The 24,860-nt window shown below is 68.3% G+C and carries 24 protein-coding genes and 2 tRNA genes; 15 read left to right on the forward strand and 11 right to left on the reverse strand.

The genetic code is table 11. The features are described 5' to 3' along the window. The first annotated feature begins 235 nt into the window (after window positions 1–235). The 6 genes from dnaN (at window position 236) to ASD93_RS13430 (ending at window position 8,321) form a co-directional block, all read left to right on the forward strand. Window positions 236–1,387 (forward strand): DNA polymerase III subunit beta, encoded by a 1,152-nt coding sequence (gene dnaN / locus ASD93_RS13405; RefSeq protein ID WP_056123511.1) that lies wholly within the window; start codon window positions 236–238, stop codon window positions 1,385–1,387. A 28-nt stretch (window positions 1,388–1,415) separates the two neighbouring features. Next, window positions 1,416–2,606, forward strand: coding sequence for a DNA replication/repair protein RecF (gene recF, locus ASD93_RS13410; protein ID WP_056123513.1), 1,191 nt, complete (start codon window positions 1,416–1,418; stop codon window positions 2,604–2,606). Continuing rightward, entirely contained in the window at window positions 2,599–3,132 is a 534-nt protein-coding gene (locus tag ASD93_RS13415; RefSeq protein WP_056123515.1) for a DUF721 domain-containing protein, read from the forward strand. Before recF ends, ASD93_RS13415 begins: the two co-directional genes overlap by 8 nt. Window positions 3,133–3,254: 122 nt before the next feature. Then, window positions 3,255–5,291, forward strand: coding sequence for a DNA topoisomerase (ATP-hydrolyzing) subunit B (gene gyrB, locus ASD93_RS13420; RefSeq protein WP_056123517.1), 2,037 nt, complete (start codon window positions 3,255–3,257; stop codon window positions 5,289–5,291). Between the two features lie 31 nt (window positions 5,292–5,322). Next, window positions 5,323–7,920 (forward strand): DNA gyrase subunit A, encoded by a 2,598-nt coding sequence (gene gyrA, locus ASD93_RS13425; protein ID WP_056123520.1) that lies wholly within the window; start codon window positions 5,323–5,325, stop codon window positions 7,918–7,920. After that, entirely contained in the window at window positions 7,917–8,321 is a 405-nt protein-coding gene (locus ASD93_RS13430; RefSeq protein ID WP_056123523.1) for a DUF3566 domain-containing protein, read from the forward strand. The genes gyrA and ASD93_RS13430 overlap by 4 nt, the downstream gene beginning before the upstream one ends. A 28-nt stretch (window positions 8,322–8,349) precedes the next feature. Here ASD93_RS13430 and ASD93_RS13435 read toward each other — a convergent pair whose 3' ends face one another. Continuing rightward, on the reverse strand, window positions 8,350–9,063 hold the full coding sequence (locus tag ASD93_RS13435; protein ID WP_056123526.1) for a VIT family protein: 714 nt from the start codon (window positions 9,061–9,063) through the stop codon (window positions 8,350–8,352). 152 nt (window positions 9,064–9,215) lie between these two features. Between ASD93_RS13435 and ASD93_RS13440 the strand changes: the two genes are divergently transcribed. From ASD93_RS13440 to ASD93_RS13455, 4 genes are all read left to right on the forward strand, one after another. Beyond that, window positions 9,216–9,289, forward strand: a tRNA-Ile gene (locus ASD93_RS13440). Window positions 9,290–9,303: 14 nt separating this feature from the next. After that, window positions 9,304–9,376: transfer RNA gene (locus ASD93_RS13445), tRNA-Ala, on the forward strand. Window positions 9,377–9,885: 509 nt separating this feature from the next. Next, the gene (locus ASD93_RS13450) at window positions 9,886–10,605 is read left to right on the forward strand and encodes a Pr6Pr family membrane protein (RefSeq protein ID WP_157536959.1); all 720 of its coding nucleotides are present in this window, start codon (window positions 9,886–9,888) and stop codon (window positions 10,603–10,605) included. Window positions 10,606–10,710: 105 nt separating this feature from the next. Next, window positions 10,711–11,136, forward strand: a complete 426-nt coding sequence (locus ASD93_RS13455) for an NUDIX hydrolase (RefSeq protein WP_056123532.1) — start codon at window positions 10,711–10,713, stop codon at window positions 11,134–11,136. An 11-nt stretch (window positions 11,137–11,147) separates the two neighbouring features. Here the strand turns inward: ASD93_RS13455 and ASD93_RS13460 are convergent, their stop codons facing one another. Together ASD93_RS13460 and ASD93_RS13465 are read right to left on the reverse strand one after the other, a co-directional pair. Further along, complete coding sequence (locus ASD93_RS13460) at window positions 11,148–11,630, reverse strand: aminoacyl-tRNA deacylase (protein WP_414843705.1); 483 nt, start codon at window positions 11,628–11,630, stop codon at window positions 11,148–11,150. Window positions 11,631–11,632: 2 nt separating this feature from the next. Further along, window positions 11,633–12,148, reverse strand: a complete 516-nt coding sequence (locus ASD93_RS13465; RefSeq protein ID WP_056123534.1) for a hypothetical protein — start codon at window positions 12,146–12,148, stop codon at window positions 11,633–11,635. A gap of 99 nt (window positions 12,149–12,247) precedes the next feature. Between ASD93_RS13465 and ASD93_RS13470 the strand changes: the two genes are divergently transcribed. Continuing rightward, the gene (locus ASD93_RS13470; protein WP_056123536.1) at window positions 12,248–12,820 is read left to right on the forward strand and encodes a peptidylprolyl isomerase; all 573 of its coding nucleotides are present in this window, start codon (window positions 12,248–12,250) and stop codon (window positions 12,818–12,820) included. Window positions 12,821–12,834: 14 nt separating this feature from the next. Further along, window positions 12,835–13,725 carry a rhomboid family intramembrane serine protease gene (locus ASD93_RS13475; protein ID WP_056123540.1) on the forward strand — a complete coding sequence of 297 codons (891 nt, stop codon included), beginning with the start codon at window positions 12,835–12,837 and terminating at the stop codon, window positions 13,723–13,725. A 138-nt stretch (window positions 13,726–13,863) separates the two neighbouring features. Here ASD93_RS13475 and ASD93_RS13480 read toward each other — a convergent pair whose 3' ends face one another. Continuing rightward, the gene (locus tag ASD93_RS13480; protein WP_056123543.1) at window positions 13,864–14,103 is read right to left on the reverse strand and encodes a cell division protein CrgA; all 240 of its coding nucleotides are present in this window, start codon (window positions 14,101–14,103) and stop codon (window positions 13,864–13,866) included. Window positions 14,104–14,157: 54 nt separating this feature from the next. Here ASD93_RS13480 and ASD93_RS13485 point away from each other — a divergent pair, with 54 nt between their 5' ends. Genes ASD93_RS13485 through ASD93_RS13490 form a run of 3 tightly spaced genes read left to right on the forward strand, consistent with a single transcriptional unit; the run spans window position 14,158 to window position 15,726 of the window. Beyond that, window positions 14,158–14,931, forward strand: a complete 774-nt coding sequence (locus ASD93_RS13485) for a class E sortase (protein ID WP_082569330.1) — start codon at window positions 14,158–14,160, stop codon at window positions 14,929–14,931. After that, a complete protein-coding gene (locus tag ASD93_RS16045) occupies window positions 14,931–15,086 on the forward strand; it encodes a hypothetical protein (RefSeq protein WP_200950691.1) in 156 nt (51 codons plus the stop codon). The genes ASD93_RS13485 and ASD93_RS16045 overlap by 1 nt, the downstream gene beginning before the upstream one ends. Before the next feature lie 10 nt (window positions 15,087–15,096). Continuing rightward, complete coding sequence (locus tag ASD93_RS13490) at window positions 15,097–15,726, forward strand: anthranilate synthase component II (RefSeq protein WP_056123549.1); 630 nt, start codon at window positions 15,097–15,099, stop codon at window positions 15,724–15,726. Window positions 15,727–15,735: 9 nt separating this feature from the next. Here ASD93_RS13490 and pknB read toward each other — a convergent pair whose 3' ends face one another. The 7 genes from pknB to ASD93_RS13525 form a co-directional block, all read right to left on the reverse strand. Further along, a complete protein-coding gene (pknB, locus tag ASD93_RS13495; RefSeq protein WP_082569331.1) occupies window positions 15,736–17,430 on the reverse strand; it encodes a Stk1 family PASTA domain-containing Ser/Thr kinase in 1,695 nt (564 codons plus the stop codon). 110 nt (window positions 17,431–17,540) lie between these two features. Next, window positions 17,541–19,226 carry a serine/threonine-protein kinase gene (locus ASD93_RS13500; protein WP_056123552.1) on the reverse strand — a complete coding sequence of 562 codons (1,686 nt, stop codon included), beginning with the start codon at window positions 19,224–19,226 and terminating at the stop codon, window positions 17,541–17,543. Next, a complete protein-coding gene (locus ASD93_RS13505; protein WP_056123555.1) occupies window positions 19,223–20,686 on the reverse strand; it encodes a peptidoglycan D,D-transpeptidase FtsI family protein in 1,464 nt (487 codons plus the stop codon). Before ASD93_RS13505 ends, ASD93_RS13500 begins: the two co-directional genes overlap by 4 nt. After that, window positions 20,683–22,083 (reverse strand): FtsW/RodA/SpoVE family cell cycle protein, encoded by a 1,401-nt coding sequence (locus tag ASD93_RS13510; protein ID WP_056123558.1) that lies wholly within the window; start codon window positions 22,081–22,083, stop codon window positions 20,683–20,685. The genes ASD93_RS13505 and ASD93_RS13510 overlap by 4 nt, the downstream gene beginning before the upstream one ends. After that, window positions 22,080–23,318: a PP2C family protein-serine/threonine phosphatase gene (locus ASD93_RS13515; protein ID WP_056123562.1), complete on the reverse strand. Its 1,239-nt coding sequence runs from the start codon at window positions 23,316–23,318 to the stop codon at window positions 22,080–22,082. The genes ASD93_RS13510 and ASD93_RS13515 overlap by 4 nt, the downstream gene beginning before the upstream one ends. A gap of 18 nt (window positions 23,319–23,336) precedes the next feature. Then, window positions 23,337–23,879, reverse strand: coding sequence for an FHA domain-containing protein (locus ASD93_RS13520; RefSeq protein WP_056123565.1), 543 nt, complete (start codon window positions 23,877–23,879; stop codon window positions 23,337–23,339). Then, a complete protein-coding gene (locus ASD93_RS13525; RefSeq protein WP_056123569.1) occupies window positions 23,876–24,622 on the reverse strand; it encodes an FhaA domain-containing protein in 747 nt (248 codons plus the stop codon). Before ASD93_RS13525 ends, ASD93_RS13520 begins: the two co-directional genes overlap by 4 nt. Between the last annotated feature and the right edge of the window lie 238 nt (window positions 24,623–24,860).

Consider the following 24,860-nt stretch of genomic DNA (forward strand, 5'->3'; position numbering starts at 1 on the left):
CGCAGCCGATCCACATCTCACACGCGTGTGGTTCCCATGTCCCGCGTGGGATCGGCCGAGTTATCCACAGTTTCCACAGCGGTTAACACCATGACAAGAAGTATTTGATGAAGAAGGATCCGATCACCTCAACGGTGGAAAGAGTGGCAGGCGGATGCCGCGTCCCCCGGGCACTAGCATCGGTACGGCCTGGCACTAGCATGAGAACCCCCAGCCAGCACTCGAGGGAGCATTCGTGAAGTTCCACGTCAACCGCGATGTGTTCAGCGAAGCCGTGTCGTTCGTCGTCAAGCTCCTGCCGCAGCGCAACCCGCAGCCGATCCTCGCGGGTGTGCTGATCGAAGCATCCGACGCCGGCCTGTCGCTCGCCGCGTTCGACTACGAGGCATCCGCTCGCACGACGATCGAGGCGACGGTCGACGACCCGGGCACGATCCTCGTGCACGGTCGACTCCTGTCCGAGATCGCGAGCCGCCTGCCCAACGCCCCGATCCAGGTCGAGGTCGACGAGGACGGCGGCATCCTGCTCACCTGCGGCTCCGCGCGGTTCACCCTCGCCTCCATGCCGGTGCAGGAGTACCCCGCCATTCCCGAGGTCACCGGTGACTCGGGTCTCGTGCCGTCAGAGGATTTCGCCACCGCGATCGCGCAGGTCGCGTTCGCCGCCTCCCGTGACGACGTCACCCCGGTGCTCACCGGTGTGCAGCTGGAGGTCACCGGCAACGCGCTCAGTCTCGTCGCCACCGACCGCTACCGCGTCGCGCTCCGCGAGATCCCGTGGGACGGCGGCGGTGTCGCGTCCGAGGACTCGACGACAGCACTCGTGCCCGCGCGCACCCTCACCGAGGTCGGCAAGACGTTCGCCCACGGCGGCGACATCTCCATCGCCTTCTCGGGGTCGGGAGATCGCGAGATCATCGCCTTCACGGCCGGCAACAAGACCGTGACGTCGCTGCTCATCAAAGGCAACTTCCCGCCCGTGCGTCGCCTCTTCCCCGAGGCGACCGAGCACCACGCCGTCGTCAACACGGCCGATCTCGTCGAAGCCGTGCGCCGCGTGTCGCTCGTGCTCGACCGCTCCGCTCCGCTGCGGTTCACGTTCACCACCGACAGCGTCTCGATGGATGCCTCCGGCACAGAGCAGGCACGGGCGACCGAGTCCGTCGACGCGAACCTCGTCGGCGAGGACGTCACTCTCGGTCTCAACCCGCAGTACCTGCTGGAATCCCTCAGTGCGGTCAAGAGCGAGTTCGTACGGATCACGTTCACGTCGAGCGAGAACGCCAACAAGCTCAGCCCCGTGCTGATCACGCCCCAGACGTCGGTCGACAAGGCCGGCGCCGACTCGTTCCGCTACCTGCTGCAGCCGAACCTCCTGCTCCGTTGACGTCCGACGCGATCATTAGGCTTGTCCGGTGATCGTGGAGCAGCTGAGTCTCGTGGACTTCCGCAACTACGCGGTCGCCGACGTCACCCTCAGTCCCGGTCCGAACGTCTTCGTCGGCCGAAACGGCCAGGGGAAGACGAACCTCGCCGAGGCGATCGGGTTCTTCGCGACCCTCGGCTCGCATCGGGTGTCCAACGATGCGCCGATGGTGCGCGATGGGGCGGATGCCGCCATCATCCGGGCACGGCTCGCCCACGGCGAACGTCACGTCCTGCTCGAAGCGCAGCTGAATCGCCAGGGTTCCAACAAAGCGCGCGTCAACGGCGCACCGGTCAAGCCCTCTGAGCTGCCGCGCTACGCCCAGGTCGTGCTGTTCGCTCCCGAAGACCTGCAGATCGTCCGCGGCGACCCGTCGGCCCGCCGCCGATTCGCGGATCAGCTTCTCGTCCAGCGCGCGCCGCGCCTGGCCGGCGTGCTCGCCGACTACGAGCGCGTGCTCAAGCAGCGCACGGCATTGCTCAAGTCCGCCAAGGCGCGGGGCATCCGCGGCGATGCCCTCACCACGCTCGATGTATGGGACGACAAGCTCGTCGCACTCGGCACTGAGGTGATCGAGGCGAGGCTCGCGCTCGCGGCCGACCTCGCGACCCCGCTCTCGGCGGCGTATTCCGCGATCGCCGGCGCCGACCACCATCCCGAAGCGGAGTGGGTCCTGTCCGTGTCCGGCGCGGATCCCGATCTCGAGACGCCCGCATCACCCGACGCGACACGAGTCCTCGATGGCGCGGCGCCGGCAGGAGCATCCGGCTCCCGCATCGCGGACCTGTTCCGTCAGGCGCTCGCCGAGCGGAGGACCGCCGAGCTCGATCGTGGTCTCACCCTGGTCGGCCCGCACCGCGACGACCTTCTGCTGCGGGTGCGCGGCCTCCCGGTGAAGGGGTACGCCTCCCACGGGGAATCGTGGTCGGTCGCCCTCGCGCTGCGCCTCGCATCCGCCGAACTCCTGCGTGCCGAGTCCCGGCTCGGCGACCCGGTGCTGATCCTCGATGACGTCTTCGCCGAGCTCGACACCGACCGCCGGGCGCGCCTCGCGCTCCTGGCCGGCGACTACGAACAGGTGGTGGTGACCGCGGCTGTGGAGGAGGATGTCCCCGCCGCCCTGCGGGCACGCGTCGTGCGCGTCGAGGCCGGCACGATCCTGGAGGCGACGGATGCCTGAGCGCGGCCCGCAGGCGGAGGGTGCGGCATCCGATCCGCCCCCCTCGCCGTCGGCACTTCCCGAGACCGTCGCGACCTATCTCCGACTGCGCGGACTGGAGCCGTCGGCGCGGTCGTTCCGCAAGCGGCGCAAGCGCACCGCGGACGACGAGAACGCGCCCTTCACCCCGGGTCGCGACCCCCGCGGCATGGGCGACGTGCTGGCTCAGCTCACGCGAGAGGCCGGGTGGGACAAGGAACTCGCGCGCGAGGACGTGGTGCGGGCATGGTCCGATGTCGCCGGCGAGGACACCGCAGGGCACACCCGGCCCGTGGCCTTCTCACAGGGCACGCTCACGGTCCAGGCCGACTCGACGGCGTGGGCGAAGCAGCTTCAGCTCATGCGTGCGCACATTCTCTCGGAGATCGTCCGGCGGTTCCCCGACGCGGGTGTCGACGCGATCCGTTTCATCGGCCCGGACGTTCCCTCTTGGAAATGGGGTCCCAGAACGATTCCAGGGCGTGGTCCGCGCGATACCTACGGCTGATCCACGTCAGATAACGTCCGGAACGATTTCCGTCCTCCACAGGGCCGTATAAGCCCGCGGAGCATGGGCATACTTGGTAGACTGTCAGGGCCCCCACCGAACGATCTGGAGCGCCCTGACTTATGACGTCCGTGAACCCCGACAGCGTTCCTGAGGAACCCGAAGCCCGATCTGCTGAGACCGTTCCGAACGAGTACGGGGCCGACGAAATCCAGGTGCTCGAAGGCCTCGAGGCGGTGCGCAAGCGCCCCGGCATGTACATCGGCTCCACCGGCGCCCGCGGCCTCCACCACCTCGTGCAGGAGATCGTCGACAACTCCGTCGACGAGGCCCTCGCCGGCTACTGCGACACCATCGACGTCACGATCCTCGCGGACGGCGCGGTGCGCGTCATCGACAACGGTCGCGGCATCCCGGTCGACATGCACAAGACCGAGGGCAAGTCCACGGTGGAAGTCGTGCTCACAGTGCTGCACGCCGGAGGAAAGTTCGGCGGCGGCGGCTACGCGGTGTCGGGCGGCCTGCACGGCGTCGGCTCGTCGGTGGTGAACGCGCTCTCGACGCGTCTCGAGGTCGAGGTCAGGCGTCAGGGCCACGTGTGGCGGCAGTCGTACCGCGACGGCGGTCAGCCGGTCGCTCCGCTCGCTCAGGGCGAGGAGAGCAGCGAGACCGGCACGATCATCACCTTCTGGCCGGATGACTCGATCTTCGACTCGATCGATTTCGACTACGACACCCTCCGCACTCGCTTCCAGCAGATGGCGTTCCTCAACAAGGGCCTGCGGATCAGCCTGCGCGACGAGCGACCCGAGGGTCTGGTCGAGCCCGGTGAGCCGGGCGAGGACGACCTGAAGCCCCGGCACGACAGCTTCCTCTACGAGCGCGGACTCGTCGACTACGTCGAGCACCTCAACAAGGTGCGCCACGCGGATGTCGTCAATGACGAGATCATCGACTTCGAGTCCGAGGACACCGAGCGCAAGATCGCGCTCGAGCTCGCGATGCAGTGGACGACGAGCTACACCGAGAACGTGTTCACCTACGCGAACACGATCAACACCCACGAAGGCGGAACGCACGAAGAGGGCTTCCGTGCAGCGCTGACGACGCTCGTCAACCGCTATGCCCGCGCGAACAACCTGCTCAAGGAGAAGGACGACAACCTCACCGGCGAAGACATCCGCGAGGGTCTCACCGCGGTCATCTCCGTCAAGCTCTCCGAACCGCAGTTCGAGGGTCAGACCAAGACCAAGCTCGGCAACACCGAGGCGAAGGCGTTCGTGCAGAAGGTCGTGGGCGACCAGCTCGGAGACTGGTTCGATCGCAACCCGGTCCAGGCGAAGAACGTGATCCGCAAGGCGATCGACGCCGCCACCGCTCGACTTGCCGCACGCAAGGCGCGCGAGACCGCTCGGCGCAAGAGCGTCTTCGAGTCCGCGGCGATGCCCGACAAGCTCAAGGACTGCACCAGCAAGGATCCCTCGATCAGCGAGATCTTCCTCGTCGAGGGCGACTCGGCCGGCGGATCTGCGGTGCAGGGTCGCGACCCGCACACCCAGGCGATCCTGGCGCTGCGCGGAAAGATCCTCAACGTCGAGCGCGCACGCCTCGACCGCGCGCTGGGCAACAAAGAGGTCCAGGCGATGATCCAGGCCTTCGGCACGGGCATCGGCGAGGACTTCGACATCGAGAAGGCGCGGTACCACAAGATCGTCCTGATGGCCGATGCCGACGTCGACGGCCAGCACATCACGACCCTGCTGCTCACTCTGCTCTTCCGCTACATGCGCGGGCTCATCGAGGCCGGCTTCGTCTACCTCGCGCAGCCCCCGCTGTACCGCCTGAAGTGGTCGAACTCCCCGCACGAGTACGTGTACAGCGACCGCGAGCGCGACGCCCTGCTCACCGACGGCGTCGCCGGCGGCAAGCGCATCCCGAAGGACAACGGCATCCAGCGCTACAAGGGCCTGGGCGAGATGAACGACAAGGAGCTCTGGGAGACGACGATGGATCCCGAGACCCGCACGCTCAAGCAGGTGACGATCGACGACGCCGCCTCGGCCGACGAGATCTTCACGATCCTCATGGGCGAAGACGTCGAATCCCGCCGCGGCTTCATCCAGCGCAACGCCAAGGACGTCCGCTTCCTCGACATCTGATCGACGAAGCGAACCGAGATTACGGAAACACATGACTGACGAAGAACGCCCCGAGGCTCCCGCGCACAACCACGGTCACATCGACCAGGTCGACCTGCAGGCGGAGATGCAGCGCAGCTACCTCGACTACGCGATGAGCGTGATCGTCGGCCGCGCGCTCCCGCGGGTCGAGGATGGCCTCAAGCCCGTGCACCGCCGCGTGATCTACGGCATGTACGACGGCGGGTTCCGTCCCGACAAGTCGTTCTCGAAGTGCGCCCGCGTCGTCGGCGAGGTGATGGGCCACTACCACCCGCACGGCGATGCGCCGATCTACGACGCCCTCGTGCGTCTGGTGCAGCCGTGGTCGCTGCGCTATCCGCTGGCCCAGGGCCAGGGGAACTTCGGTTCGCCCGGCAACCAGGGCGCCGCAGCCCCGCGCTACACCGAGACGAAGATGGCCCAGCTCGCGCTCGAAATGGTGCGCGACATCGAAGAAGACACCGTTGACTTCCAGGACAACTACGACGGTCAGACGCAGGAGCCCGTCGTCCTGCCGGCGCGCTTCCCGAACCTGCTGGTGAACGGCTCCGTCGGCATCGCCGTCGGCATGGCGACCAACATCCCGCCGCACAACCTGCGTGAGGTGTCCGACGGCGCGCTGTGGGCGCTGGAGAATCCGGATGCCACACGCGACGAGCTGCTCGAGGCGCTCATGGAGCGCATCCCCGGCCCCGACTTCCCGACCCGCGCCCAGATCCTCGGCACCAAGGGGATCAAGGAGGCGTATCGCACCGGCCGCGGGTCGATCACGATGCGCGCCGTCGTCAACGTCGAGGAGATCCAGGGCCGCACGTGCCTCGTGATCACCGAACTGCCGTACCAGGTCAACCCCGACAACGTCGCGGTGAAGATCAGCGACCTCGCACGCGAGGGCAAGATCACCGGTATCGCCGACATCCGCGACGAGTCCTCGGGCCGCACCGGTCAGCGCCTGGTCATCGTGCTCAAGCGGGATGCCGTCGCCAAGGTCGTGCTGAACAACCTGTACAAGCACACGCAGCTGCAGGAGAACTTCGGCGCGAACATGCTCGCGATCGTCGACGGCGTGCCGCGCACGCTGCCGCTGGACGGGTTCATCTCGCACTGGATCGAGCACCAGGTCGAGGTCATCGTCCGCCGCACGCGGTTCCGCCTGGCCAAGGCCGAGCGTCGCATGCACATCCTGCGGGGTTACCTGAAGGCGCTCGACGCGCTGGACGAGGTCATCGCGCTCATCCGCCGCTCGCCGACCGTCGACGAAGCGCGCGAGGGCCTCAAGGGCCTGCTCGACATCGACGACGACCAGGCACAGGCGATCCTCGACATGCAGCTGCGTCGCCTGGCGGCGCTCGAGCGGCAGAAGATCATCGACGAGGCGGCCGAGCTCGAGACGCAGATCGCCGACTACAACGACATCCTCGCGAAGCCGGCCCGCCAGCGCACGATCATCCGCGACGAGCTCACCGAGATCGTCGCGAAATTCGGCGACGAGCGCCGCACGGAGATCCTCCACGGATACGAAGGCGGGATGACCAACGAAGACCTGATCCCCGAGGAGGAGATGGTCATCACCGTCACGCGCGACGGCTACATCAAGCGCACGCGCAGCGACAACTACCGCTCGCAGCATCGCGGTGGCAAGGGCGTCAAGGGTGCGCAGCTGCGCGCCGACGACGTGGTCGAGCACTTCTTCGTCACGACCACGCATCACTGGCTGCTGTTCTTCACCACGAAGGGCCGCGTCTACCGCGCCAAGGCCTATGAGGTCCCCGAGGCCGGCCGCGACGCGAAGGGCCAGCACGTCGCGAACCTGCTCGCACTTCAGCCCGGCGAGGAGATCGCCCAGATCCTCGACATCCGCGACTACGGCGTCGCCACCTACCTGGTGCTCGCCACCCGTGCCGGTCTGGTGAAGAAGAGCCGCCTCACGGAGTACGACACGAACCGTCAAGGCGGGATCATCGCGATCAAGCTGCGCGGTCAGGTCCCCGAAGAGGGTGACGACGCGGATGCCGAGGGCGACGACGAGCTCGTCAGCGCACTGCTCGTCGATGAGGGCGACGACATCCTGCTCATCAGCCGCCACGGCATGTCGCTGCGCTTCTCAGCGACCGACGGGGCGCTGCGACCGATGGGCCGTTCGACGTCGGGCGTGAAGGGAATGGACTTCCGCAGCGGCGACAGCCTGCTGTCTGCGTCGGTCGCCCAGGACGACGAGTACGTCTTCGTGGTCACCGACGGCGGGTACGCCAAGCGCACCGCGGTCGACCAGTACCGGGTGCAGAATCGCGGCGGTCTGGGCATCAAGGTGGCCAAGTTGAACGTGGATCGGGGCGTTCTCGCGGGCGGTCTCATCGTCTCCGAGGACGACGAGGTCCTGGTGGTTCTTGCCAGCGGCAAGGTGGTACGCTCTGCCGTGGCCGAGGTCCCAGCCAAGGGCCGCGACACCATGGGTGTCGTGTTCGCCCGCGCGGCGGATGAAGATCGCATCATTGCGATCGCGCGCAACGGAGAGCGGGGCCTGGCCGAGAACGCAGAAGCCGTCGACCCCGAGTCGGCCACCCCCCAGGCTTCTCCCGAGACCCCCGAAGAGAGTGTTGACGCATGAGCACGGTAGCCGACAAGCTCGCCAAGAAGTCCAGCCACAAGACGTCCGCCAAGCAGGTTCGCCTGCGCCTCGTCTACGTCGACTTCTGGTCGGCCGTGAAGCTGTCGTTCCTCGCAGCCATCGCGCTCGCGGTGGTCACGGTGGTGTCGTTCGTCCTCGTCTTCCTGGTCGTCCAGACCACGGGCCTCATCGCCCGCGCGGACGAGTTCTTCGGCAACTTCACCGACGGCACCATTCTGCTGTCGCAGTTCGTGAGCCTGCCGCAGGTGCTCGCGTTCTCGGCGGTCGTCGCGATCCTCAACCTCGTGGTCGTGACGGTGCTGGGCGCGGTGCTGGCCGGAATCTACAACCTCGCCGTCAAGGTCACCGGCGGCCTGCTCGTCGGCTTCACCTCCAACTGACGCGGATGCCGGCCTCCGGCCGGTCCCGTCACACCAGGGTGGTGCCCAGCAGGGTGCCGATGAGCCAGGTCACGCCGAGCGCGAGCGCACCTCCGATGACGAGACGTGCGATCGCGCGACCTCGCTTCGCGCCGCCGAGCCGTGCCGAGATGCTCCCGGTGATCGCCAGCGCGACCAGCACGGCCGCGAAGGTGACGGGCACGCGCCACTCCGGGGGTGGCAGCAGGATCGCGAGCAGCGGGAGCAGTGCGCCGGCCGTGAAGGCGATCGCCGACGAGATCGCGGCGTGCCACGGATTGACGAGGTCGTCCTGGTCGATGTGGAGCTCGACTTCGAGGTGGGCGGACAGCGCGTCGTGCGCCGTCAGCTCGGCGGCGACCCGGCGCGCGGTCTCGTCGGAGAGGCCACGGTCCCGATAGAGCTGGGTGAGCTCCGCGAGCTCCTCCGCCGGCATGTCGCGCAGTTCGCGGGTCTCCTTCGCGATGAGTGCTCGCTCGCTGTCGCGCTGACTGCTCACCGACACGTACTCCCCGAGCGCCATCGAGATCGCGCCGCCGACGAGCCCGGCGATACCGGCGAGGAAGAGCGCGGGCGTGTCGGTCGTCGCTCCAGCGATCCCGACGACGAGCGCGGCGACCGAGACGATGCCGTCGTTCGCACCGAGAACCCCGGCGCGCAGCCAGTTCAGCCGCTGACCCAGCCCGGTTCCGTGCGGTTCGCCCGGATGCGCAGTTCCCGCCATGCGGCCAGTCAACCGCGCGGGAAGCGCTCCCGCCGGGAGGCGCGTCGGCGCACGAGAGGGCCGACGGATGCCGCGTCCTCTCGGATTCGTGAAAACGGCGGGCGTCCGGTAAAGTCTTGCAGGTTGATCGCCGCGAAAGCGCCGGTCCAGACGGGGCTATAGCTCAGGCGGTTAGAGCGCTTCACTGATAATGAAGAGGTCCCAGGTTCAAGTCCTGGTAGCCCCACCGTCATCTCAAGAGGGGCCTTAGCTCAGTTGGTAGAGCGCCTGCTTTGCAAGCAGGATGTCAGGAGTTCGAATCTCCTAGGCTCCACAACCGCGAAGCGCCGTCCCGAAGGGGCGGCGCTTCGCGGTTATCCGGCGCTGCGATTCGAGGAGGAGCCGAGCGAAGCGAGGCGACGGAGTCTCCTAGGCTCCACAACGCGGAAGAGGACCGGCCCGAAGGGTCGGTCCTCTTCCACGTTATTCGGGCGCTGCGATTCGAGGAGAATCCGGAGCGAAGCGAGGCTCCCGGCCCGTCGTCGCCGGTTCTCCGGAGATCGGCCGATCTGAGGGCGATCCGACCCGTTTCCGTCCTCAATACTGCCGATCTCCGGAGATAGGCAGCCCACGTCGTCGCCTCGATGCAAGCGTTTGTATATTTCGTCCCCCAAGTGGGGGACAGTGTGTAGACCCCACACAAAGGACCGCGTTTGCCGGGTCGATTTCCTCTGGCAGCGGCGACAGGAATCAGGCCTCGGAGGTACGTGCGGCGATAGACCTTCCTCATCAACGCAAACGTCGTTGATCGAACTGGGGAGGGACATCATGCACTGGTCATGGATGCGACTCGCAGCTGCCGGCATGGGGGTGTCGGCGGTTGCGGCGGGCTACATCGTGAATGTGGACCGCGCAACACGGCAGGGGCAGAGCCTGGCGCTCGTGCTCGCGAACTACTTCAGCATGTTCACGATCGTGTCGACGCTGCTCAGCGCCGGCGCGCTCGTGGCCGCAGCCACCTGGGCGCGGATGCACCCCGAGCGGACGCGGGAGCCGCTCGGAATCGCCGTGGCGCTCGCCGCTACGACGGGACCGGTCCTGCTGCTGGGGGTCGTCTACAACGTGCTCCTGCGCGGCGTGCCCTCCGAGGTCGCGGCCGCGGACTCGGCGGGGATCGCGATGCTCGACACGTACGCGGTCGAGGTGCTGCACGTCATCATCCCGCTGTACCTCCTGGCGGACCTGCTCTTCGCCGGGCGGCGGCGGGGGCTGCCGTGGTGGAGCCTGCCGGTGCTGACCGTGTATCCGCTGTCGTGGCTGCTCTACACGATGGTGCGCGGGGAGCTGGTCGTCGACCCGTCGGGTGCCGCGGCATGGTGGTACCCGTATCCGTTCCTGGACCCGCACGGCGCCGGAGGCTGGGGCTCGGTGCTGATCTACATGGCGGGCATCTTCGCCGCGTTCGTCGCGATCGGGGCCGGGATCATCGCGATCGGACGCTTTCGGGAGCGTCGCGCGATGCGTCACGAGACGGTCGTCGAAGCAGGGGTGCTTCACGGCTGAGCTCCTGACGTGCGACGGCCCGTCCCTTCATCGGGGCGGGCCGTCGTGCTGTGTGTCGGTCGGCGCAGGCGTCCGTCCCCCGACCTCACGCGGTTAGGGTGAAGCATGGATCTGCGCGTCGCGGCCTACGCCGTCGTCATCGACGCCGATGATCGTCTGCTGCTCGCGCACTGGAACGAGGGCCGTCGCGCGGCATGGACGATGCCCGGCGGCGGACTCGAGCCCGGTGAAGACCCCGAGCGGGCCGCTGTTCGCGAAGTGCGGGAGGAGACAGGCTACAAAGTCGCGATCGATGAGCTGCTCGGCATCCATTCCCGCGTCATCCCGCCGGGTCGCCGCCTGACACCGGGGGTCGAGGAGCCGCTCCACACCTTGCGCATCGTCTACCGCGCCCACATCGTCAGCGGAAGACTGCGCAACGAGAAGGACGGATCGACCGATCGTGCCGAATGGTTCCCGCTCGCGGAGGTCGGTTCTCTCCAGCGCGTGAAGCTCGTCGACATCGCACTGGAGATGGCGACGAAGACGTAGGGCGGATGCCGCTATCCGGCCGGCTGCGAGATGTCGGCCACCGTCGCGCCGTACGCGGCGATGAGGTCGTCCGCCTCGACGAACAGGCTGTACCCGTGTGCGCCGGCCCCCATCGCGATGCGCTGACCGACGATCTGCTCGTCTGCGTAGATCGGCCAGTCGTGGCTGCTGCCGATCGGGACGATGGTGCCCCGCTCGTACCCCGTCGCCTCGAGCGCGCGCTGCGGATCGGGCAGCTGCAGCTTGTTCACCCCGACGACGGCGCGCAGCTTCGGCCACGAGATCGCGCGATCGCCCGGAATGAGGGCGAACAGGAAGGTGTCGTCACTGCGCTTGACGACGAGCGTCTTCACGATGCCGGCCGGCGCGATGCCGAGGAGCTCGGCGGCTTCGACCAGGCTGTTCGCGACGGGTCGCTCACGGATCTCGATCGCCAGGGATCGAGCGGATGCCGCGTCCCTGACTCGATCGAGTCCGGTGACGGCCTCTGCCACGGTCAGGCGTCCGGCGCGCGCAGCGGGTCGTCGGCCACCCAGAGCTCGTCGTCGGCGCGAAGTGTCTGCCACGCGGCGTAGAGCACGCCGATCGCGGCGGCGACGCCGAGGATGATCGCGATGACGCCACCGGCGCCGATACCCGACTTCACGGGCGCGGGCGGTGCCTTGCGCCAGCTGGCAGGCAGATCGATGCCGCGACCCGACGCGAGACGTGCCCGGGTGTCGTTGGCAGCATCCCACACCGAGAGAGCGGAACCCATGACGGCGCCCGCCGCGGGGATGACGGTGTCGTTGACGACGCGCTTGCCCTTGTCGACGTATGGGGCCGCGTAGGCCTCGTAGCCCGCCGCGACGCGGGGGCGGACCTCTTCACGGTGCAGGTGGCCCAACTGGCGCCCTGCCTCACGCGCGACGCTCGCGGCCTCGCCCACGAGGACCTGCTGCGTCTCCCACAGGCTGTTCGCCTGGGTCTGGAGCTTGCGGAGTTCCTTCTTGCGCTTGCGGCTGAGGCTCACGATGTGCCCTCCTGATCGAACCGGGATCTGGTTCGACCCATCTTGCCAGACCTGCGCGAAGGCGGGAGGGCTTGCACAGAACTCTGGAAGAATGTAGCAATGCCCATTCCCACCGCTGTCGCCACTTTCCACACCAACTACGGCGACATCGTCGTCAACCTCTTCGGGGACCACGCTCCCCGCACGGTCCAGAACTTCACCGGTCTCGCCGACGGAACCGGGTCGTGGACCCACCCCGCCACCGGCAAGCCGGGCGAGGGACCGCTGTACACGGACATCGTCTTCCACCGCATCATCTCGGGATTCATGATCCAGGGCGGCGACCCGCTCGGTCAGGGTGTGGGCGGTCCGGGCTACACCTTCAACGACGAGATCAGCCCCGAGCTCACCTTCACCGAGCCCTACAAGCTCGCGATGGCCAACGCCGGTCTCCGCCGCAACGCGATCACCGGTCAGGCCGAGGGCACCAACGGCTCGCAGTTCTTCATCACGGTTCCCGGCCAGGGCGGCCGCGGACCGGAGTGGCTGCAGGGCAAGCACACGATCTTCGGCGAGGTCGCCGACGACGCCTCCAAGGCCGTCGTCGACACGATCAGCGAGGTTCCGACCGCAGCAGGCGACCGTCCGCTCGAGCCGGTCGTGCTGCAGTCGATCGACATCGTCGCAGCCTAGGGGCTCCGCCCGCCGTGACCGCCGACGACCTCGCGCGCAATCGCGACAACTTCTGCTACCGGCATCCGGACCGGCAGAGCTTCGTGCTCTGTCAGCGATGCCTGCGCACGATCTGTCCCGAGTGTCAGACACCTGCCGCCGTCGGCGTGATCTGCCCCGAGTGCCTGCGCGACCAGCAGAAGGCGGCGTCGCCCGCTCAGCTCAAGGCCGAGCGTCGGTGGTCACGGCCCCGGGCGATGTCGGCCGCCGATTCTCGGCCGATCGTCACGTACGCGATCATCGGGATCACGGTCTTCGTGTACCTGCTCACCCTCATCCCCGGTGTCGGGCCCGCGATCCAGGACTCACTCAAGTTCTTCGCGCCGTGGCTGTACCCCGGACTGACGGGTCACTTCGAGCCGTGGCGGCTGTTCACCGCGGCGCTCGTCCACGGGGGCTTCGTGCACGTCGCCCTCAACATGCTCGCGCTGTGGATGATCGGGCGCAGTCTCGAGCCCCTGCTCGGGCGGTGGCGCTTCCTCACCCTCTATGTGCTGAGCGCACTGGGTGGGTCGGTCGCGGTCGCGCTGCTCTCGTTCCTGACGCCGGTGGTCGGAGCATCCGGAGCGATCTTCGGGCTCTTCGGCGCGCTGCTCGTGATCGGACGCCACATCGGCGCGAACATCAGCGGCATCGCCATCGTGCTCGGCATCAACCTCGTGATCGGGTTCATCCCCGGCTTCAACGTGTCGTGGCAGGCGCACGTCGGCGGACTGGTCGTCGGTCTGGTGGTGGGCTTCATCTTCACGCGCACGCGCTCGGCGCGTCAGCGCGGCCTGCAGATCGCCCTGCTCGTCGCGGTGGCGGCGGTGCTCATCGGCTTGCTCTTCGTGCCGGCGCTGGTGCCCGCACTCGTCCTTCCCTGAAGTTATCCACAGGTTCATCCACACCTGGGGATGAATCACACGCGTGTAATTCACACCTGTTAACAGCCCTGTTAACAACTCCGAGAACGCGAAAGCCCCGGTTAGACCGGGGCTTTCGGGAAGAGTCGGATGCTGCGACTAGCGCCAGCGTGTGGTCATGAGGAAGCCGAGGAAGGCGATGCCGAAGCCGATCACCAGGTTCCAGCCCTCGATACCGGGAATGGGGTACTGCATGCCGCTGAGGTAGAACACCAGCACCCAGACGAGCCCGATCAGCATGAGGCCGATCATGATCGGCTTGAACCACACCGGGTTGGGTGCGGCTTCGCCTTCTGCGCGCTCGATGAGCGGGTCGTCTTCTTTGCCGGGTCGTGCCATGCACAGAGTCTAACTGCCAGCCGCCCCACAGCGTGCTGAGACTACAATTCCGCTGTGGATGAAGCGCTTGCCGGCCCCGACGGGGGTCCCCCTGCCGGCGGCGCGGCGCCCGTCACCCGCCCACGAACCTCCGTGGTCGGCGTCCTCGGCGAGATCCTGATCACCGCCGGCGTGATCGTCCTGCTGTACGTCGCCTGGCAGCTGTACCTCGGCGACATGATCTACGGCGCCGAGCGCAACTCCCAGGGCCAGGAGCTCTCACAGGAGTGGGCGGGCGCCTACCCGAGCACGAACGAGGCCGGCGCGGCCCCGGTCACCGCCGAGCCGGTCGTCCGCGACGAGCCGGCCGACGGCGAGCGTTTCGGCGTGATGCACATCCCGCGATTCGGCGCCGACTACGCGATGCCGATGGCCGGAGGCGTGACCCGCGAGCGCACCCTCAACCCCATCGGCATCGGCCATTACATGGGAACGCAGATGCCCGGTGAGGTGGGCAACTTCGCCCTGGCGGCTCATCGCACGTCCTGGGGCGAGCCCTTCCGCAAGATCGCGGATCTTCGCATCGGCGACCCCATCATCGTCGAGACCGAGGACGGCTGGTACACCTACCGTTTCCGTACGCTCCAATACGTCGAGCCCTCGCAGGTCGACGTGCTGCTGCCCGTTCCGCAGGCGCCCGATGTGCCTCCGGGCACGCGGTACATCACCCTCACGAGCTGCAGCCCGATCCACTGGATGTGGGAGCGCATCATCGCCTACGGCGTGTTCGAGTCGTTCACCCCGCGCGGGGCGGAGCCGCCGGCATCCCTCACCGAGGGAGTCGCCTGATGTACGGCGCCCTCTGGCGTGTCCTCCCCGGTCCGTGGTGGGTCCGCACGCTCATTCTCGTGATCCTGGCCGCGGCGGTGGTCTACGGGCTCATCTTCTACGTGTTCCCCTGGGTCAGCGAGATCATCAACCCGCTCGACGGCACCGTCGAGTGACCTCGCGACGATGAGCGCGGCATCCGTCCTGGTCGTCGACAACCACGACAGCTTCGTCCATACGCTCGTCGGCTATCTCCATGAGCTCGGCGTGACGACCGAACTCGTCGAGGCCGATGCCATCGAAGACCCGCGCGGTCTGCTCGCGCTCCACCGTGCCGTTCTCGTGTCGCCGGGCCCGGGTGCACCGGGCGATGCCGGGGCATCCGTCGCCGTGGTGCGCGCTGCGGCAGCGGAGCGGATGCCGCTGCTCGGCGTCTGTCTCGGACACCAGGCGATCGGCGAGGCGTTCGGTGCGACCGTCGCGACCGCTCCGGAACTCATGCACGGCATGACCTCGCTCGTGCATCACGACGGCAGCGACCTCTACGACGGTCTGCCCGACCCGTTCACGGCGACGCGCTATCACTCGCTGGCGATCGTCGCCGAGACCCTCCCGACGGAGCTCGTCGTCACCAGTCGCACCGCCGAGGGCGTGATCATGGGCGTCGCCCACCGTCGACTGCCGATCCGAGGCGTGCAGTTCCATCCCGAGAGCGTGCTCACCGAGGGCGGGCATCGCCTGCTGGGCAACTGGCTCACGACGGCGGGATTCACGGATGCCGCGTCCCTCGGCGCAGGACTCGGACCGCGCCGCTGATCCGGACGATCAGGTTCCCGAGCAGTACCCGAGCACGATCGGGGAGTGGATCGGCACGTCGCCCGGGGCGAGCGACTGCGTCGACACCGTGGGGGGCGCCGATCCGACGCACGACGGGTCCTCCTGGGTGGACACCTCGAGGCCGACGTCTTCGAGCTCGCGCTGCGCCGCCTCCACGGTGTAGCCGCGCACGTCGTTGATCGTGACCTTGCCCGATGCGACGACCAGATTGACGACGGTGCCGGCGGGGACGCTGGCACCCTCCGTCTGATCCGCCGAGATCACGGTTCCGGCCGCGAGCGCCGAGTCGTTGCGCTGCGTCACCGTGCCGAGCGCGAGGCCGGCGGCATCCAGTGCGGCGGCCGCGGCATCCCGCCCCAGTCCTTCGAGCGGGGGGACCGTGGACATCTCCTGACCGAGCGAGACGTAGACGCGGATCTCCTGGTTGACGTTCACCGACTCCCCGGAGGCGGGATCGGTGCGGATGACGATGCCCTCGGCGACGTCGGGATTCTCCTCCTCCACCTGGATGGCGATGAGGTCGGTGTCGAGGAGCTCCTGGTTCGCGCGGTCGTAGGTCATGCCCGAGACGTCGGGCACGATGCGGGCGCTGGAGGGCACGTTGTCTTCGGGGTTGATCGAGAGCACCCAGAACAGCACCGAGATGAGGAGCACGGCGAGCACGCCGACGCCTGCCCAGATCCACGCGACGGGAGGACCCGACTGCGTGCGCTTCATGGTGGTGTCGGTGCTGAGCTGCCGAAGCGAGCGAGCCGTCTCGGCGGCCTGCTTGGGGTTGGGACCGTAGAGCTCGCTCGTGAGCGCGCCGACCTGTCGCTTGGACGGCGAGCGGCCGTCGATCGTTGCGTCGAGGGACTCACGGAAGCTCGCGGCATCCTGATAGCGCTGGAACGGGTCCTTCGCCAGGGCGCGGAGCGCGACGGCGTCGAGGGAGCGCGGGACCGTCTCGTTGATCTCGGACGGAGCGAGCGGGGCCTCGCTCACGTGCTGGTACGCCACGGCGACGGGCGACTCGCCGCGGAACGGCGGCCGTCCCGCGAGGAGCTCGTACAGGACGACGCCGGCCGAGTAGAGGTCGGCGCGGGCATCGACGGGCTCGCCCTTGGCCTGCTCGGGCGAGAAGTACGCCGCGGTGCCCAGGATCGCGGTCGTCTCGGCCACCGTCGACGAGCTGTCGGAGACCGCGCGCGCGATGCCGAAATCCATCACCTTCACCTGGCCGGCCTCGGTGACCATCACGTTGCCCGGCTTGATGTCGCGGTGGACGACGCCGGCGCGATGCGAGTACTCCAAGGCCTCGAGGATCCCGTCGACGTAGCGCACGGCGTCGGTCACCGGGACGGGGCCCTCCGCGATGATGTCCTTGAGCAGCGCGCCCGTGACCAGCTCCATGACGATGAACGGAACCGGGCGGACACGGCCGTCGGGATCGGTCGAGGTGTCCTCGCCGGCGTCGTACACCCGGACGATCGTGGGGTGCGCCATGCGCGACGCCGCCTGGGCCTCGAGCCGGAATCTCGTGCGGAACGCGTTGTCGCCGGCGAGTTCACGATCGAGGATCTTGATCGCCACGGCGCGACCGAGGGTGAGATCGTAGCCGCGATAGACGCTGGCCATACCGCCGCGGCCGATGGGCTCGTCGATGCGATAGCGCCCCGAAAGCACGCGCGGCTCAGCTGTCACAGTCTCTCCTGGAATGGAACAACTGCCAGACTAGCCGAGCGGGGACGAGCAGCCGACATCGGCCGACTCGTCCCCGCTCGCGCTGTCGGAAGCGCTCTCCGTCTGTCGGCCTACTGGATCGGGACGGTCGCCTCGGGCGATGCGCCGGAGGTGCGATCACCGGAGGGCCCGCCGGTGCAGGTCACGGTGTAGCTCACCGTGACGTTGCCGGTGGCGGTGGACGGAACGGTGACCTGCGCCGCTCGATCCCCCTGACCGAAGGCCGAGGTGGACTGACCGTTCGCGAACGTGCCGTTGGTGGCCGTGAGGTTGTAGGCGCTCACCGAGCCCTCCCCCGCCGGGCAGCCGTACTGGCCCCAGTTGACCTGGATCGTTCCGCCCGGCGCCACCGACGGGTCGGTGAAGGTCGGTGCCGTCGGCGCGGGCATGGCGGTCTGCGGACCGTAATAGGTCAGGTTGATCGTGGTGCCGACGGGAACACGGCCCGTCGGGTTCACGTCGTACACGAGGTCCTGGTCGCCCGCGGTCGGCGCCGCGTTGCCGGCGACGCAGTTCGCGACGAGATCGGCACCCTCGACGAGCGCGCGGGCGTCGGCGCAGGTCTTCCCGGTCAGGCCGAGAGCACCGACGTCGACCCGCTCGTCGGTGGTCTGGGTCGGCGTCGGAGTCGGCGTGTCCGACGGCGTGGGAGATGCGGAGCTGGAGCTGGTCGACGGCTCGGGTTCGCCACCGTCCTGGTTCGCGAGAAGCGCCCAGATCGTGCCTCCGAGCACGAGCAGGAGCAGCACGATGAGCGCGATGAGCGGCCACGTCCACGGGCTGCGCTTCTTCTTCTCCTCGCCGTCGAGGGCCTCATCGCCCGCGGCCGGCATCAGCTGGGTCGCGGTCGAGGTATCGGCATCAGCGGCGAGCAGCTGCGTCGCGTCGTCGCCGGCAGCGGCGGCGATCGCCGGGACGGCAGCGGCGGCGGCCGCGACATCGCCGCGGCGCAGCGCGGTCGCTGCCCGCGCGACGGCGGCGGCCGAGGCCGGGCGCTCCTCGGGCTTCTTCGCGATCATCGCCATGACGAGGTTCTGCACGGGCACGGCGACGGTGGGCGGCAGCGGCGGCGGCTGCTCGTTGATCTGCGCCATGGCGATCGCGACCTGCGACTCACCGGTGAACGGGCGCTTGCCCGCGAGGGACTCGTACGCGACGATGCCCAGCGAGTACGTGTCGGTCGCCGGGGATGCCGGATGCCCGGACGCCTGCTCGGGCGACAGGTACTGCACGGTGCCCATGACCTGTCCGGTCGCCGTGAGCGGCACCTGATCGGCGATGCGCGCGATGCCGAAGTCGGTGATCTTCACGCGGCCGTCGGGAGTGATCAGGAGATTCCCGGGCTTGATGTCGCGGTGCACGAGCCCTGCCGCGTGCGCCGCCTGAAGGGCGGCGGAGGTCTGGGCGACGATGTCGAGCGTCTTGTCGGTCGACAGCGCGCCGTCGCGCTCGAGGATCGTCGAGAGCGCCTCGCCGGGCACGAGCTCCATGACGAGGAACGCGCTGCCGTTCTCCTCGCCGTAGTCGAAGACGCTCGCGATGCCCTCGTGGTTCACGAGTGCTGCGTGCCGGGCCTCTGCGCGGAAGCGCTCGAGGAAACCCGGGTCTCCCATGTACTCGTCTTTGAGGATCTTGATGGCGACGGTCCGTCCGATGACGTGATCGGTCGCTTCCCACACCTCGCCCATGCCGCCGATCGCGATCCGCGAATCCAGCTCGTAGCGGCCGCCGAAAGTCACACCCTGCGTCGGTCTCATCTTCCCAGCACCGCCTCCATGACCTTCTTTGCGATGGGAGCCGCAATGACATTGCTGCTACCCGACTGCCCTTGCCCGCCACCGTCCTCGATGACGACGGCGACGGCGACCTGTGGGTTGTCCGCGGGCGCGAACCCGGTGAACCACAGCGTGTACGGCTGGTTGGGACCGTTCTCCGCGGTACCGGTCTTCCCGGCCACGTCGACGCCGTCTATTCTTGCACCCGTCGCGATGCCCTCACTGACATTGGCGACCATCATCGCCACCATCTCGTCGGCGAGTTCCTGGTCGAGGGCCCGTCCGAATTCGACATCCTCGAAGACCTCCTGCACGGACAGGTCCGGACCGATCACGCGGTCGACCATCCGCGGGCTCATGACGACCCCGTCGTTCGCGATCCCCGCCGACACCATGGCCATCTGCAGCGGCGTCGCGATCACCTGTCCCTGACCGAACCCCGTCAGCGCGGTCTGCGCGTCGTCGAGTGCGCGCGGGTAGCTCGACGGCGTCGAGATGAGCGGCATCTCGAAGGAGGTGTTGAAGCCGTACTTCTCCGCCTCCTCGCGGATGGCGGTGTCGCCCAGCTCGACGGCGAGCTGCGCCATCGGGATGTTGCAGCTCAGGCGCAGGGCGTCGGCGATCGTGACCGTCGCGCCCGGGCCGCACGTGCCTCTCGTGTCGTTGTAGATCACGGCGCTGGAGCCGGGCAGGGTGTAGCTCGACGGGTTCGGGATCGTCGACTCGGGGGTGTAGTCACCCGATGCGAGCGCAGCCGAGGCGACCACGAGCTTGAAGGTGGATCCGGGCGGGTTCAGGTCGCCGGCGATGGCGCGGTTCGAGAGCGGCTTGCCGGGGTCGGCGACGAGCGTGTCGTACGCGGCGTTGACCTCGCTCGTGTTGTGCGAGGCGAGCAGGTTGGTGTCGTAGCTGGGACTGGTCACCATGGCGAGCACGCGCCCGGTGGACGGCTCGATCGCGAGCACTGCGCCCTGGAGGTCGCCCAGCGCCTCGTACGCGGCGCGCTGCACCGCGGCGTCCAGGGTCAGCACGACGTTGGAGCCGCGCGGAGGCTGGCCGGTGAAGATGCGCTCGATCCGGGACAGGAACTGCGACCCGGCGAAGCCGCTGAGGTACGAGTTCATCGCCTGCTCGATGCCGGTTCCCGCTTCCCGGCCGAGCGCCGGGTTGATGTAGCCGGTCACCGGAGCCCACATGTCGGGCTCGGTGTAGACCCGCTGCCAGCTGTATACATCGTTGGACGGCACGGACGAGGCGATGGCGGTGCCGCTCGCGATGATCGAGCCGCGCTGCACCTCGAACGAGTCGTAGAGCGCACGCGTGTTGCGCGGGTTCGCCCCGAGCTCCTCGGCGTTGACCACCTGGATCCAGCTCGTCGAGCCGAAGAGCGCGAGGAACATGATCAGCATCAGGATGCTGAGACGCCGTAGTTCCTTGGTCATCCGATCACCACCCGGGGGCGGCTGCGCACGGCATCCGAGATCCCCAGCAGGAGCGCGACGATGATCCAGTTCGCGACCAGCGACGATCCGCCCGCAGCGAGGAACGGAGTCGTGAGGCCGGTCAGGGGGATGATGCGCGTGACTCCGCCGACCATGATGAACACCTGCAGCGCGATCGTGAACGAGAGGCCGGTCGCGAGGAGCTTGCCGAAGTCGTCCTGGCCGGCGAGGCCGATGCGGATGCCCCGGCTGGTGAAGACCATGTACAGGCAGAGGATCGCGAAGACGCCGATGAGACCGAGCTCCTCGCCGAGCGCGGGGAGGATGTAGTCGCTCTCCGAGACGGGCGTGAGGTACGGGCGCCCCTGGCCGAGGCCGGTGCCGATCAGCCCGCCCTGGGCGAGACCGAAGATGCCCTGCACGAGCTGATAGCTGCCGCCGGGAGCTTCGATGACGGCCGGATTGAAGGCATCCAGCCAGTTCGTGAAGCGGCCGTTGACGTACGACAGCACCTGTGACGCGATGAGAGCGCCCGCCGCTGCCAGGGTCACGCCGATGAGCACCCAGCTCGTCTTGCCCGTGGCGACGTAGAGCATCGCCACGAACATGCCGAAGATGAGGAGGCCCGTGCCGAGGTCGCGCTGCATCACGATGATGCCGAGCGAGACGAGCCAGATCACGAGCAGCGGGCCGAGCTCGCGGGCGCGTGGCCACGTGACGCCGAGGAACCGCGTGCCCACCGACGAGAGACTCTCGCGGGTGCGCACCAGGTAGCCGGCGAAGAAGATCGCGAGGGCGATCTTCGCCAGCTCGCCCGGCTGGAAGCTGAAGAAGCCGAGCGACACCCACACGTCGGCGTTCGCGTCGGTTCCCAGCCCCGGGATGATCGGGAGCACGAGGAGTGCGATGCCGACGAAGCCGAAGATGTAGGTGTAGCGGAACAGCACCCGATAGTTGCGCAGCAGGAGCACGACGGCGATCGCCAGGACCAGCGCGATCGCGGCCCACGCGAGCTGCCGTGTCGAGAAGGCCTCCCAACCGTGCCGCTCGCGCGCGATGTCGATGCGGTAGATCATCGCGAGGCCCAGACCGGTCAGCAGCGTCGCGATCGGCACGACGAAGGGGTCGGCGTCGCGCGCCCGCAGGCGCAGGACGATGTGCAGGGCGACCACCAGCGCGGTCAGCCCGCCGCAGTAGACGAGGAACGTCCAGTCGATCGCGCCGAGTGCGCCGAGCTGGACCAGCGCCACCGCCGAACCGTTGATCGCGAACGCGAAGACCAGCAGTCCGAGCTCGCGATTGCGCTGCGTCTGCGGCACGCGGATGCGCCGCAGCGCGCGCACCACCGCGGTGTCGGTGGAGACAGCCTCGGTGACCGTGCTCGAGGGGCCGCTCATCCGCCTCCTCCCGAGGTCTCGACGATGGTCGCGACGATACGCCGGGCGTCTGAGAGAGAGCTTGCCGAGATGGTGCCTTCGACCGTCGCGCGCGCGAACTCGGGCAGCGAGTCGAGCGGGATCTCCGTGTCCTCGTACGGCGTCGAGAGCGAGATCGGCCCGATGTTCTGCTGCACGCCCTGATAGATCACGACGGTGTCTTCGTCGGCGCCCACGAAGTAGCGCGTCTGGGTCCACTGGTAGCCGATCCACAGCGCACCTGCGATGAGGGCGAGCACCAGCACGACGCCCGCGATCCAGCCGATGCGGCGCCGTCGCACGCGGCGGCGGTCCTCCTCGATGAGCTCCTCGAGGAATTCGGCGGCGGGTTCGAAGTGCGTCGGCTCGTTCGCGGCCTGGCGATTGGGGTGCAGCCAGCTCGTGCGTCCCGAGCGCGCCGCCGGGACGTCGACGCCGATCGGGTTGGAGGCCGAGCCGACGACGGTGGGCGTGCCCGAGAAGAGTGGATGCTGCCCCCCGACGTCGACGAGGACGATGGTGACGTTGTCGGGGGCGCCGCCGTCCAGCGCCTGCTTGAGCAGGTTGTCGGCGGTGCGCCCCGGGGCGAGCCCGAGCGCGAGCGCCTTCGACGTGTGCGGGTCGTCGACGACGCCCGAGAGCCCGTCCGAGCACAGCAGCCACCGGTCGCCCGGCTGCGTCGGCATGATGAACGTGTCGAGCTCGGGATCCGGATCCATGTCGCCGAGCACGCGCATGAGCACGGACCGCCGCGGGTGGTACCTGGCCTCCTCGGGCGTGATCCGGCCGGAGTCGACCAGGCGCTGCACGAACGTGTGGTCCGTGGTGATCTGGGTGAGGGCGCCGTCGCGGAAGAGGTAGATGCGCGAATCGCCGATGTGGGCGATGACCGCGTAGTCGTCGACCATGATGAGCGCGCTCACGGTCGTGCCCATGCCCGCCAGCTCCGGACGGTCATCGACCGTGTCGATCAGCTGGGTGGCGGCATCCGCTATCGCATCGCGAAGCTCGCGCTCGGCCGCCGCCGTCGACTCGTACGGGCGGTCGAGGCTCTGCAGACGGGCGATCGCCAGGCTGGACGCGACGTCGCCGCCGGCGTGGCCGCCCATGCCGTCGGCCACGACGAACAGGTTCGACCCGGCGTACCCGGAGTCCTGGTTGTTGGAGCGCACCTTGCCGGTGTGCGAGATGGCGACGCTCGAGCCCTGGAAGACCATAGGTGGTGGGTCCGCCCGCTACTTCCGAAGCTCGAAGGTCGTGGCGCCGACCTTGATCGGCGCGCCGATCGTCACGGGAGCGGGCGCTGTCACGCGGGAGCCGTCGTGCCAGGTGCCGTTGGTCGAGTCGAGGTCCTGGATCATCCACTGATCGCCCCACAGCACGAGGCGGGCGTGGTGGCTCGAGGTGTAGTCGTCGCGGACGACGAGCGCGGACTCGCTCGAGCGGCCGATGGTGAGGGGCTCCTTGCCGAGCGGCAGCTCGATGCCGGCCTTCGGGCCGCTCGTGATGACGATGCGCGAGACCGCGTCCGCGGTCGCTGGTCCGCCCTTCGGTCCTGCTTTGGGAGCGGGGGCGGGGGCCGGGGCGACAGGTGCGGTGGCCCCGGAACGGGATGCCGCGGCCGCCGGTGCCGGTGCCGCTGCGGCACCGGTATCCGGCATCCGCCTCACCTTGACGCCGAACAGGTCCGCCCGCAGCGAGTACACGACCGCGAACACGAACGCCCACATCAGGACCAGGAAGCCGATGCGCAGGAGGAGCAGGGTGAGTTCGCTCATGCCAGGGGGCCTCCGTCGCGCAGGTCGTAGGCGCGCGTGGCGTCTTGGGCCGACATCGTCGGGCGCGGCGGAGTCGCCGCCTGGGCGACGACGTGGAACACGATGTCGGTGCGGCCGATGGTCACGGTCGAGTCGGGCGGAAGCGCCGCCTCCCCCACCTTGCGGCCGTCGAGCGTCGTGCCGTTCGTCGACTTCAGGTCGCGGACCATCGCGCGCTCGCCGTCCCACAGGATCTCGACGTGCCGGCGACTGGTGCCGGCGTCGGAGATCGTGATGTCGGCGTCGCTCCCACGGCCGATGACCGTGCGGCCCTTGACGAGCGGATGCCGCTTCCCCTCGATGTCGACGACTCCCCGCCACGACACGCGGCCGCCCTGGGCGGTCGCGGAATCGACCCGCAGCGTGCCGGTCGAGACCTGCTCGTCCCGCTGCAACGTGATCGTGACCGGCCCCGCGAACGAGTAGCCCTGCTTCTTGGCGTGCTTGTGCACCAGCGTGTCGAGCTCATCGACGAGTGCGTCGCCGATCGCGGCCATCTTCTCGTCGTCGGCAGGCGAGAGGCGCACGACGAACGTGTTGGGCGTGAGGATGCGGTCGCGGCTCACCACGGCAGCCTTCTTGTCGAGCTCGCTGCGCAGGGCGGAGGCGATCTCGACGGGTTGGATGCCGCTGCGGAAGGTCTTCGCGAACGCGCTGTTCACTGCGCGCTCGAGACCTTTCTCGAAGCTGTCAAGTAGTCCCACTGGGCTCCTCGGACGGGGGGTGCCGGTTGGTACATGCTAATTGCACACCATGGGATGCCGGTGAACCCCCTCTCCCGAGTCCCTGGCCCGGCACCCCGTTGCACAGGAGTTCCGGCGTTGTGCAGGAGATTCTGGCCAGGTCTCGTCCTGTGGAAGCCGCGATCTCCTGGGTTCGGGGGCCGGCGCGGTGCGTGATATCCTCGGCAAGTTGAGTTTCGTGGTGTCTTCGGATGCCGCG

This window comes from Microbacterium sp. Root180 (genome assembly GCF_001428485.1).
Lineage (GTDB): Bacteria > Actinomycetota > Actinomycetes > Actinomycetales > Microbacteriaceae > Microbacterium.